This window comes from Corynebacterium sp. 13CS0277 (assembly GCF_002994655.1).
Taxonomy (GTDB): domain Bacteria; phylum Actinomycetota; class Actinomycetes; order Mycobacteriales; family Mycobacteriaceae; genus Corynebacterium.
In genome coordinates, this window is the sequence record NZ_PPDL01000006.1 from 21,509 (window position 1) to 33,276 (window position 11,768).

8 protein-coding genes are annotated in these 11,768 nt (G+C 69.0%); 7 read left to right on the forward strand and 1 reads right to left on the reverse strand.

What is annotated here, in order from left to right; genetic code table 11:
* Positions 1-483: 483 nt before the first annotated feature.
* The 5 genes from mptB to C1Y63_RS03395 all read left to right on the forward strand — a co-directional run bounded on the left by mptB (position 484) and on the right by C1Y63_RS03395 (position 6,410).
* Positions 484-2,310 (forward strand): polyprenol phosphomannose-dependent alpha 1,6 mannosyltransferase MptB, encoded by a 1,827-nt coding sequence (gene mptB, locus C1Y63_RS03375; protein ID WP_199189052.1) that lies wholly within the window; start codon positions 484-486, stop codon positions 2,308-2,310.
* Positions 2,311-2,346: 36 nt separating this feature from the next.
* Entirely contained in the window at positions 2,347-3,306 is a 960-nt protein-coding gene (locus tag C1Y63_RS03380) for an ABC transporter ATP-binding protein (RefSeq protein ID WP_233195557.1), read from the forward strand.
* 4 nt (positions 3,307-3,310) lie between these two features.
* Positions 3,311-4,114, forward strand: a complete 804-nt coding sequence (locus C1Y63_RS03385) for an ABC transporter permease (RefSeq protein ID WP_199189053.1) — start codon at positions 3,311-3,313, stop codon at positions 4,112-4,114.
* Between the two features lie 148 nt (positions 4,115-4,262).
* Entirely contained in the window at positions 4,263-5,297 is a 1,035-nt protein-coding gene (locus C1Y63_RS03390; protein WP_106015061.1) for a heme A synthase, read from the forward strand.
* A gap of 141 nt (positions 5,298-5,438) precedes the next feature.
* Positions 5,439-6,410 (forward strand): quinone oxidoreductase, encoded by a 972-nt coding sequence (locus C1Y63_RS03395; protein WP_106015062.1) that lies wholly within the window; start codon positions 5,439-5,441, stop codon positions 6,408-6,410.
* A gap of 80 nt (positions 6,411-6,490) precedes the next feature.
* On the opposite strand, the gene C1Y63_RS03400 is transcribed toward C1Y63_RS03395, so the two are convergent.
* A complete protein-coding gene (locus tag C1Y63_RS03400) occupies positions 6,491-7,426 on the reverse strand; it encodes a heme o synthase (RefSeq protein WP_106015063.1) in 936 nt (311 codons plus the stop codon).
* 830 nt (positions 7,427-8,256) lie between these two features.
* Here C1Y63_RS03400 and tkt point away from each other — a divergent pair.
* Entirely contained in the window at positions 8,257-10,380 is a 2,124-nt protein-coding gene (tkt, locus tag C1Y63_RS03405; RefSeq protein WP_369831013.1) for a transketolase, read from the forward strand.
* A gap of 180 nt (positions 10,381-10,560) precedes the next feature.
* The gene (gene tal, locus C1Y63_RS03410) at positions 10,561-11,658 is read left to right on the forward strand and encodes a transaldolase (protein ID WP_106015065.1); all 1,098 of its coding nucleotides are present in this window, start codon (positions 10,561-10,563) and stop codon (positions 11,656-11,658) included.
* Positions 11,659-11,768 lie beyond the last annotated feature (110 nt).

Here is an 11,768-nt window from a genome sequence, read left to right on the forward strand (position 1 = left end):
TGCATCGTTAGCGCGGCGGTGCGCGCGTGAAGGCGGCGTGTGGTCTCACAAGGCCGTGGGTGAGGCGACACATGGGCTGGCGCGAGCCACACGCGCACGAAGTCGACGCCCCGATACTTTGCCGTCGGCGGCAGGGCGCTGGCCGGATGCGGTGCGGTGTGTCGTGCACACGCGCGCGGCCTAGAGAAAGGCGGTCGGGCGCGGGGCTGGTGCACGACGGCACTGCGATTCCGATGGCGCGGGCTGCGGACGATGTCGGGGCGCGTGCGGTGTCAAGCGACAGCGGTCGTCAAAGGTTTTTGACAACACTAGTGTTCCTTAAATCTGTGGCGCATGCAATAGCCCTGGCCATGTGGCACAAACACGCCACCCCACCACCTACTCCCATGCGCATGCACGCACCAGTGGGGTTGCCTGCGTCCCACCCCTTCCCAGGCGGGGCGCGACCCGCGGCAGGGCTCAGCATCGTTAGACTGAGCGCTTGTGAAAATACTGTCCCGTCTGGCCGCCGCAGCACGTGGCGATGCGCCGCACCTGGGGTCCCCGGGGTCGCGCTCGCAGGCGCTCCACATCGACGCCGCCGAGATCGGTGAGGTGCCCCAGCCTGCCGGCGCGCAAGCCACCGGCACGGGCGCGCTCATGCGCGCGGTCGTGGGCCACGACCTGGTGCCCGTCACCGGCGGCCCCGGCGCCCGGGTGCGGCAGTTGGCGCAGCCGGGACGCATTTCCTCCCAGCCGGCGCGGGCCTTAAGGGCGGAGGAACTCTACCGCTTCGCTCTCATCCGCTGGTTGGGCACGCTCGGCGCGATCCTGTTGGGGTTCGGCGCCCTCGGCGCCGGCGCGCTGCCGGTGGTGGGTAACCCCTATGGGTCCTTCCCCGGCGGGTCGATCATGGGCCGGATGCTGCAAACCTCCTCGGTGCTCTGCTACGTCGGCATCGGATTCCTCGTCGTCGCGTGGCTGGCCATGGGCCCCTTTGTGGGGGTGCGGCTCACCCGGGCGGATGCCCGGCCCCTGCTCACCCTGTCGCTCATCCGCCGCACGGCGGCCGCCTGGATCCTGCCGATCGCTTTGTCCGCCCCGATGTTCACCCAGGACATCTACTCCTACCTGGCCCAGGGGTCGATTGCCGCCCAGGGCCTGGATCCTTATAGCGCCGGCCCGGTCGACATCCTCGGGGTCAACCACCCCCTGGCCCGCAGCGTGCCGCTCATTTGGTCCCACTCCCCCTCCCCGTACGGGCCGGTCGCGTTGGGACTCGCGGCCGCGATTTCCCGCGCCACCGGGGACTCCATCCTGCTGGGCATCATGTGCCACCGCCTACTCAGCGTGCTGGGCGTGGCGGCCGCCGGCTGGGCCGTGTACCGGCTGGCGCTGCGCTGCCGGGTCGACGCACAGGCCGCCCTGTGGATGAGCGTGCTCAACCCCCTGGTGCTGCTGCACCTGGTGGGTGGCATCCACAACGAGGCTGTGCTGCTGGGCTTCATGCTGCCCGGCGTGGAGCTCGGCATGCGAGGCGTCGACGCGCTGAAGATGAATCACCGCCCCCGGGCGTGGGCGCTCATCGTCGCCAGCACCGTGCTCATCACGTGCGCAGGGTTGACGAAGGTGACGGGGTTCGTGGCCTTAGGTTTCGTCGGCATGTGGCTCGCCCGGGAGCTGCGTGGCCTCGACTGGCCGCACGCCCTGGCCATCGGAGTGGCCGCCGCCGTGGAGGCGGCCGTCATGGTGGCCACGATTGCTGCGGCCACGGTGGCCACGGGCATCGGCTTGGGCTGGGTGACCGGCCAGGGTGGGGCCGCCACGATCCGCAGCTGGCTGTCACTGACCACCGATGTCGGCGTGCTCAGCGGCTTCGTGGGCATGCTGCTGGGGTTGGGGGATCACACGGACACCATCCTGCCGCTCACCCGGGGCGCGGGCCTCGTGCTCGTCGCGGTGTTTTTGGCGCGCATGCTGCTCGCCACCTACCGGGGCGCGATCCCCCCGGTCGGCGGGCTGGGGGTGTCCACCTTCGTCCTCGTCGTCTTTTTCCCCGTCGTCCACCCCTGGTACCTCCTGTGGGCGATCATCCCGCTCGCAGCTTTCGCCAACCGGCCCCTGTTCCGCACCCCGGCGATTGTGTACTCGGCGGCCGTGTCCTTCATGGTGCTGCCCCGCGGCCTGGCGCTGCCGCCGTCGACGACGGTGTGGATTTACGGCGCGGCCCTCGGGGTTTTCGGCACCTGCATGCTGGCGTTGTGGTGGCTGCTTGCCCGCCGCACCGGCACCTTCTGGCGGGGCGCGCGGCCTGCGGCGCGCCGCCGCTGAGCCCCGCGGGCGCACTCTGCCTTAGACTGGTTCGACGTGAGTACAGACCACCGCACCCCCGGGGGCACAAGCCCCGCGCTCAGCGTGCGTGACGTGAGGAAGACGTTTGGCGATGTCACCGCCGTCGACGGCGTGAGTTTCGACGTCGCCCCCGCCACCGTCACGGCGGTGCTGGGCCCCAACGGGGCGGGCAAAACCACCACCATTGAAATGTGTGAGGGGTTCACCCGCCCCACCTCCGGCAGCATTTCGGTCCTGGGCCTCAACCCCGCCACCCAGCCGGTGCAGTTGCGTCGCCGCATTGGCATCATGCTGCAGGGCGGCGGCGCCTACCCGGGAATCCGGGTGCGGGAGATGCTCGACCTCGTAGCCTCCTATAGCGCCCACCCGCTGGACCCGGAGTGGCTGCTCGACCTTGTGGGGTTGAGCGCCCAGGCGAAGACGAACTACCGGCGCCTGTCCGGCGGGCAGCAGCAACGCCTGAGCCTCGCCTGCGCGCTCGTGGGCCGCCCGGAGCTGGTATTCCTCGACGAGCCGACGGCCGGCATGGATGCCCAGTCGCGGCTGGCGGTGTGGGAGATCGTCAACCGGCTGCGCGCCGACGGGGTGACGATCGTGCTGACCACCCACTTGATGGACGAGGCGGAAGCCCTGGCCGACCAGGTGGTCATCATGGACCGCGGCCGGGTCCTCACCCAGGGCACCCCCAGCGAGCTTATGACCCGCACGGCCACCGGGCAGTTGTCTTTCCAGACGGCGTCCGCGCTCGATGTGGAGCGTTTCGCCGCCGGCCTCGCCGCCGCCCACCCCGGAGTGGAGGTCACCGCGCTGCGGCCGATGTCCTACCGGGTGAGCGCCGAGCCGTCCCCGCAACTCATTGCGACACTGGCGCGGCTGGCCGCCGAGCAGGACGTGCTGATGAAAGAACTCAGCGTCGTGCACCGCAGCCTTGAGGACGTGTTCCTCGACATCACCGGCACCGAGATGCGGAGGTAACCCCATGGCAGACACCACCCCCACCGCGGGCAGCGTGACGAGCAACCTGCGGCTTGCGCCCGGCACCTTCACCCCCGATACCCGGCGTGCGAGCGTGCCCGCCATGGTGGCCGCGCAGGCGCGCATCGAGTCCCGCCTGTTCCTCCGCCACGGCGAACAGCAGCTCCTCAGCCTCGTCATCCCGCTGCTCACACTGGTGGCGTTGTCGCTCACGTCGGTCATTGACGTCGCCGACCCGATCCGGGTGGCGTTCCCCCTGACGTTGGCGATCTCCGCCATGTCGAGCGGGTTTACCGGCCAGGCTATCGCCGTGGCCTTCGACCGCCGCTACGGGGCGCTCAAACGCATCGGCGCCTCCGGGGTGCCGCCATGGACGATCATCTCCGGCAAGGTGGTGGCCGTCATCGCGGTCGCCGCCGTCCAAACGCTCATCCTCACCGTCACCGCCCTACTGCTGGGCTGGCGCCCCGACAGCGCCCTGGGCGTCGTCTACGCGCTGCTCACCCTCCTGGTGGGTGTGGCCGCCTTCACCGCCCTCGGACTGCTCGTGGGCGGCACCCTGCCGGCGGAGATCGTGCTCGCGCTCGCCAACCTCATCTGGTTCCTCCTCGTCGGCTTCAGCAGTTACGTCGTCGTGCGCGCCGCGGGCGACATCCACCCCGCGCTCAACGTCGTGCCCTCGGTGGCGCTCGCCGACGGGGTGAAAGACGCCCTCGCCGGCCAGCTGCCGCTGACGCACCTGGCAATCTTGCTCGTGTGGATGGTGCTGGGCGGGGCGGCCGCCGCGAAACTCTTCCGCTTCGAGTAACGCCAAAGCTCCGCGCTACCCCCGCCGCGGTGTTCGCCCCCGCCGGGGTGCTGCGGCGAGGAGTGGCGAGCGCTCCACCGATGTGTGGGAAAGGCCGCAGCTGCGCGGTGATATCGGGCACATGCGGGCATCTGGTGGGAGCTATTCCATGCCCGAGCAAACATCCGGCGCTAAACTAGCGGCCGTGACTACCACCCCCACTCACCCAACTTCCGCCCCCACGGACCTGCGGGGCTTCGACAACCTCAAGCGCCAAAAGATCGCCGCCCTGCTGGTGCTCATCTGCCAGGCGGGCATCGTCTTCACCGGCTCCATCGTCCGTGTGACGGGCTCCGGCCTGGGCTGCACGACGTGGCCGAACTGCCAGCCGGGGTCACTGACCCCGGTGCAGGGTGCCGCCCCGGCGATCCACCAGGCGATCGAGTGGGGCAACCGCCTGCTCACCTTCGTGGTCGGCGCAGCCGCCCTCTACTGCTTCATCGTTGTGTGGCGCGCGGGCCGCCGCCGCGCCATCAAGGTGTTCGCCTTCCTCCAGGGCATTGGTGTCATCGTGCAGGCCATCATCGGCGGCATCAGCGTCCTGCTGTCGCTCAAGTGGTGGATCGTGGCGCTGCACTTCATGCCCTCGATGATCCTGGTGTGGATGGCCGCCCTCCTCTACGAGTGGATCAAGCAGCCGGATACGGGCCGTCCCGTGCAGTTCTTCCCCCGCCCGCTGCAGTACCTGGCGCTGGCCGCGGCGGTCGCCCTGCTTATCGTGCTGACGACCGGCACCATGGTGACCGGCGCCGGGGAGCACGCCGGCGACTATGAGGCAGGTGCCCTGGGTCGCCTCCACGTCGACCTCGCGGAGATCGCCCACATCCACGCCCACTTCATGTACCTCTACCTGGGGCTCACGGTGGGCCTCGTGGTGGCGCTGCTCGCCATCCGGGCGAACAAGCAGACCCTGCGCCTGGGCCTCATCCTCATCGTCTTCATCCTGGCGCAGGCCGCCATCGGCATCATCCAGTACAACTGGGGGGTGCCGCGCTGGACGGTGCCCTTCCACGTCGGCCTGTGCGGTGTGATCGTGGCCTACATGGGCTTCCTCTACGCCCAGGGTCGGCAGCTCGTCGACCCCACCATGGAGGACACCCCGGCGCTCCCCCTCGGCGTCGAGACCGCCGCCGCGCCGCGCTAAGCCTGCGCAGGCATCTCGCACCCCGGACCGGTACCACGGGCCGGGGTGCCGGCGTCTGCGGGGCGACTGCGCAGTGTGTGTTCTCCCCTGTGTGGGGGCAGCGTGGGACACAGGTGGGCGTGAGCTAATACAGTAGACGGCATGAAAGCGTTAAGAGTCACACGCCATGGCGGGCCCGAGGTCCTCTCCCTGGAGGAGGCGCCGGTCCCGGAGCCGACAGACGCGGAGGTGCTCGTCGCCGTCGATGTGGCCGGCGTCAACTACATCGATACCTACTTCCGTGAGGGCGTCTACCCCGCCGAGCCGCCCTTTACCCCCGGTTTTGAAGGCACTGGCCGAGTGGTGAAAGACCCCACCGGCACCATCGCCGAGGGCACCCGGGTGGCGTGGTGCGATGCCTTTGGCTCCTACGCGGAGTTCGTGTGCGTCCCCCGCGACCGGCTGGTGGCCGTGCCCCGCGGCATGGACCTCGAGGTCGCGGCGAGCATGCTCCTGCAGGGCATTACCGCCCACTACCTCACCCACGGTGTGGTCGAGCTCGGGGAGGGCGACAGCTGCGTCATCACCGCCGGCGCCGGTGGCGTCGGCCGACTCGTCACCCAGTTCGCCCGTGCCCGCGGTGCCCGCGTCTACTCAGTCGTCAGTAGCGATGCCAAGGAGCAGCTCGCGCGGGACGCCGGCGCGACGGAGGTGTTCCGCTACGGTGAGGACCTCGCCGAGCAGGTGCTCGCTGCGACGCAAGGCCGCGGTGTCGACGTCGTCTACGACGGGGTCGGCAAGGACACCTTTGCCCAGTCGCTGTGCATGGTGCGCCCGCGGGGCGTGGTCTGCCTGTTTGGTGCGGCCTCCGGGGCGGTGGACCCCATCGACCCGCAGGAGCTCAACGCCCACGGCAGCATCTTCCTCACCCGCCCCAGCATCGGTGCGTGGACTGCGGAGCCCGGGGAGTTCGTCATGCGCGCCCAGGCCGTCACCCAAGCCATCGCCGAAGGTGTCCTCGACATCCGGGTCGGGGCCTCCTATCCGCTCGCAGACGGCGCGCAGGCCCACCGGGACCTGCAGGACAGGGCCACCACCGGGGCGGTGGTGCTCCGCATCAGCGACGAGGACTAAGCAGGCCCCACACACAACAGCGCCCCAGGGACACCGTCGGTGGTTTTCCTGGGGCGCTGCCGTCTTTAGGCACAGGTGGTTTAGATGAACAGGCTGGAGGTCCAGCCCAACCAGCTGGCGATGGTCTCCAGGCCAAGGATCGCGTCGAGGGAGAGCGCCACAAACACGATCGCGAGGTAGTTGTTGGAGAGGATGAACAGCTTCAGCGGCTTGACTTCCTCCCCCTTCTTCACGCCGGCGTGCAGCCGGATGGCCATGATGAGGAACCAGATGCCCGTGAGCACCGCCACAACGGCATACAGCCAGCCGGCGGCCGGCACGAGCAGCAGGGTGGTCAGCACGGTGGCCCAGGTGTAGCCCACAATCTGCCGGGTCACTTCGACCTCGGTGCGGACCACCGGCATCATCGGCACCCCGGCGGCCGCGTAGTCCTCCTTGTAGCGCATCGCCAGGGCCCACGTGTGCGGCGGCGTCCAGAAGAAAATCACCATGAACAGCACGACTGCCTGCCACCAGTGCGGGTTCGCGCCTTCCGGGAGGTTGTCGGCGATGACCGCCCAACCAACCAGGGTGGGCATGCAGCCAGCGGCGCCGCCCCACACGATGTTCATCGGGGTGGAGCGCTTGAGCCACTTGGTGTAGACGAAGATGTAGAAGGCGATCGTCAGCATGACGAACACGGCCGCCAGCAGCGAGTGGCACAACAGCCACAACCACAGGAAGCTCGTCACAGTTAACGTCCACGCGAAAATCGTGGCGTTTCTGTTGCTGACCACCATCTTGGCCAGCGGCCGGCGCTCCGTGCGCTTCATCACCTTGTCGATGTCGGAGTCCGCCACCATGTTGAAGGTGTTGGCCGCCGCGGCACCCATCCAGCCACCGATGACGGTGAGCAGAATCAACCCAATGTGGTTGACTCCGCGTTCCGCCTGGAGCATGGCCGGGAAGGTTGCCACCAAGAGGAGCTCAATGACCCGCGGCTTCGTCAGCGCGACATAGGCCTTGATCGTCTCCACGTACAGGTCCCTTCGGGGTTTCTAGAAAAAACTCACACCACGGTCGCGGCGATGCGCAGCGTGCGCGGGCGCGTGGTGTGACAAAACAGTGGAGGGCGGGGCCCACCAAAAAAGATAGTCGGCCGGGGATGCGAAGAAGTTCCCAGGGGACCCCACATTCGGGGGTATCCGACGCCTGTGCCCGGGCGGGCACACACTCGCCTCCATCGGTGGCGGTGCGCATCCCCACAGCGTGATGCTGCAGAGCACGGCGCGGCAGGGGCTCGCGGCCCGATTCGACCGCACTAAGCCTAGCGGCCGCCCGGGGGCGATGCCATCAGTGGCACGCCCATCCCCCACCGCCACCGCCTCGCCCCGCCATGGGGGCCGGGGTCGCCAACGGCCCTGGCCGCGCAAACCCCCGCCAGTGATGCGGGCGCGGGCGCCGGTGGCGGCGCGCCCGGACTGCCGCCGTGATGCACGGGTGCCCCTGGGAAAGCTGTGGGCACGGATGGTCCAGGCAGCGAAAGTGCCGGGCCATCAGCTCACATCCGATCGTCGCGGCGCGCACCACAGTGGTGCAGTGAGGCGCAACAATGGCCCCCGGATCACATGAGATAGACAACAGCACGGCCCGCGGTGAGATACGCCTGACATCACCCCCGCCGCACACCACCGGGCGCGGGTTGTGCACAGGCCCAGCGGCCCGAGCAAGCAGGATCGGGCACGGTTCACTACAGTTGTGGGCACAGCATCACCGCCGCCACGGCGATCCGCGCGACGCCCGCGCCTCGTGGCGGGCGCGATGCCCGCAGACTTACCTAGCTATTTTCGAAGGACCTTATTTCACCGTGAGTGCTTCCACCTCCTCCGCTGCGTCGTCGACGCACCGGGATCTCAGCGAACTGACAACCGCGCACTACCCCGCCGACTGGGCGACGCTGGACACCCTTGCCGTCGACACCGCCCGCATTCTCGCCGCCGACGCGGTGCAGAAGTGCGGCTCCGGGCACCCCGGCACCGCAATGTCGCTGGCGCCGCTGGCCTACACCCTCTACCAGAAGGTCATGCGCCACGACCCGAGCGATACCGAATGGGTGGGCCGCGACCGCTTCGTGCTGTCCTGTGGCCACTCCTCGTTGACGCAATACGTGCAGCTGTACCTGGGCGGTTTCGGCCTGGAGATGGAGGACCTGAAGAAGCTGCGCACCTGGGGCTCGCTGACCCCGGGCCACCCGGAGTACCGCCACACCAAGGGCGTGGAGATCACCACCGGCCCGCTGGGCCAGGGCTTGGCCTCCGCGGTGGGTATGGCGATGGCGTCCCGCCGCGAGCGCGGCATGTTCGACCCCGAGGCTCCGGCCGGCCAGTCCCCCTTCGACCACTACATCTACGTCATCGCCTCCGACGGCGACATGGAGGAGGGCGTGACCAGCGAGGCCTGCTCCCTGGCGGGCACCCAGCAGCTGAGCAACCTCATTGTCTTCTGGGACGACAACCGGATCTCCATTGAGGAGGACACCCGGATCGCCTTCACCGAGGACGTCGTTGCCCGCTACGAGGCCTACGGCTGGCAGACCCTCGAGGTCACCGGCGGCGAGAACATCGCCGGCATCCTCCAGGCCGTCGAGGAAGCGAAGAAGGACCCGCGCCCCTCCTTCATCCGCATCTCGACCGTCATCGGCTACCCCGCCCCGAACAAGATGGACACCGGCTCCGTGCACGGTGCCGCCCTCGGCGCCGAGGAGGTGGCCGCCACGAAGAAGGCCCTCGGTTTCGACCCGGCCGTCGACTTCCCCGAGAACGACGAGATGCTCGCCCACACCCGCGAGCTCGTCGCCCGCGGCAAGGCCGCCCACGCCGAGTGGCAGCAGGCTTTCGACGCCTGGGCGGAGAAGAACCCCGAGAACAAGGCCCTGTTCGACCGCCTGGCGACCCGCTCCCTGCCCGCCGACTTCGGCGCCACCCTGCCCAGCTGGGATGCCGACCCGAAGGGTGTGGCCACCCGCAAGGCCTCCGAGGAAACCCTGCAGGCGCTGGCCGCCCAGCTGCCCGAACTGTGGGGCGGCTCCGCCGACCTCGCCGGCTCCAACAACACCGTCATCAAGGGCGCCGCATCCTTCGGCCCCGAGGCGATCACCACCGACACGTGGACCACCAGCCCCTACGGCCGCAACCTCCACTTCGGTATCCGTGAGCACGCCATGGGCGCCATCATCAACGGCATCTCCCTGCATGGCAACACCCGCGCCTACGGCGGCACCTTCCTCATCTTCTCCGAGTACATGCGCCCCGCCGTGCGTCTCGCCGCCCTGATGAGCACCGACGCCTATTACGTGTGGACCCACGACTCCATCGGCCTCGGCGAAGACGGCCCCACCCACCAGCCCGTCGAGCAGCTCGCCGCGCTGCGCGCCATCCCCAATCTGTCGATGCTGCGCCCCGCGGACGCCAACGAAACCGCCGCCGCCTGGAAGGCCGCCCTCGAGTACCGCGAGTCCCCGAAGGGCCTGGCGCTCACCCGCCAGAACGTGCCCGTGCTGGAAGGCACCAAGGAGAAGGCCGCAGAAGGTGTCGCCCGCGGCGCCTACGTCCTCGTGGAAGGCTCCAAGCCCACCCCGGACGTCATCCTCATCGCCACCGGCTCCGAGGTGCAGCTCGCCGTGGAGGCCGCCCGCCTCCTCGAGTCCGACGGCCACGGTGCCCGCGTCGTCTCCATGCCCTGCATGGAGTGGTTCGCGGAGCAGGACGAGGCCTACCAGGAATCCGTCCTGCCGAGCGCTGTTCGCGCCCGCGTCTCCGTCGAAGCCGGCATCGCGATGCCCTGGTACCAGTGGATCGGCTCCGCCGGCCGCGCGGTCTCCCTCGAGCACTTCGGCGCCTCCGCCCCCTACGAGAAGCTCTACGACGAGTTCGGTATTACCGCCGAGGCCGTCTGGCGTGCCGCTCAGGAATCCATGAAGGCCGCCAAGTAGTGCCACACTTTTCCCTCCGTGGGCGTCGGCCCGCACCCGCCCCGTGCCCACGGATATTCCTCTTTTTCGCTCCCTCTCGCTGCGCGGTGCGCAGGGTGGGGAGCCCCTATTTTTTCTTATATTTCCCACCCCAGCCGTGTGCGCACGGGGGCGTGGGGTCACACGAAAGACGGTTAGTCCATGACGTTTACTGCTTTGCACGACCTGGAGCGCATCGGCACCAGCACCTGGCTGGATGATTTGAGCCGCGAGCGGATTCACAGCGGCAACCTCGCCGCCATGATCGAGATCGGCGTGCTGGGGGTGACCACCAACCCGGCGATCTTTGCTGCGGCGATGAGCAGTGGCAACGCCTACGACGCCCAGCTGAAAGAGTTGGCCGCCAAGGGTGCCACCGCCGACGAGGCGGTTTACGCCATGGCCATCGACGATGTGCGCGAGGCCTGCGATGCCTTCGCGCAGGTCTTCTCCTCCACTGGCGGCCGCGACGGCTGGGTGTCCATCGAGGTCGACCCCCGGATCTCCGAGGACGCGGCCGCGACGCTGACCCAGGCCCGCGAGCTGCACCAGCGGGTGGGCCGCGACAACGTCATGATCAAGATTCCGGCGACCGAGGGGTCCCTGCCGGCGATTAGCGACGCCCTGGCCGAGGGCATCAGCGTCAACGTCACCCTGATTTTCTCCGAGGCGCAGTACCGCAAGGTCGTCGCCGCCTACCTCGACGGCATCGCCCGCGCCCACGCCGCCGGAAAGGATGTGTCCCGCATCCGCTCGGTCGCGAGCGTGTTTGTCTCCCGCATCGACACCGAGGTCGACAAGCGCCTCGACGCCATCGGCACCGAGGACGCCCTGGCGGCCCGCGGCGTCGCCGGCCTGGCGGGCGCCTACGCCTGCTACGGCGCGTTCAAGGAACTGTTTGCCGCAGCCACCCTGCCCGAAGGCGCGCACGTGCAGCGCCCCCTGTGGGCCTCCACGGGCGTGAAGAACCCCGCGTACCCCGCCACCCTCTACGTCGACCAGCTCGCCGGCCCCGACACCGTCAACACGATGCCGCAGGGCACCATCGACGCCCTCCTCGAAGGCGCGGGCCTCGACGGCGACACCCTCACCCCCGGCGCACTGACCGCGCACTCCCAGTTGCAGCGCGTCACGGACGCCGGCGTCGACCTGGCAGACGTCTACGCCACCGTGGAACGCGAAGGCGTGGAGAAGTTCGTCGACTCCTGGACCGCGCTGCTCAATGAGTTGGACACCAAGCTCGCCGCACAAGGGCGCTAGAATAACCCCGGTTCGCAACCCCCGGGCCACCCCGGGGCGCGTGCGCCCCGAGGGCACGGCACAGAACCCCCGGTAGGAGGACCCAGCCCGCACACAGCGGCAGTGCTTCC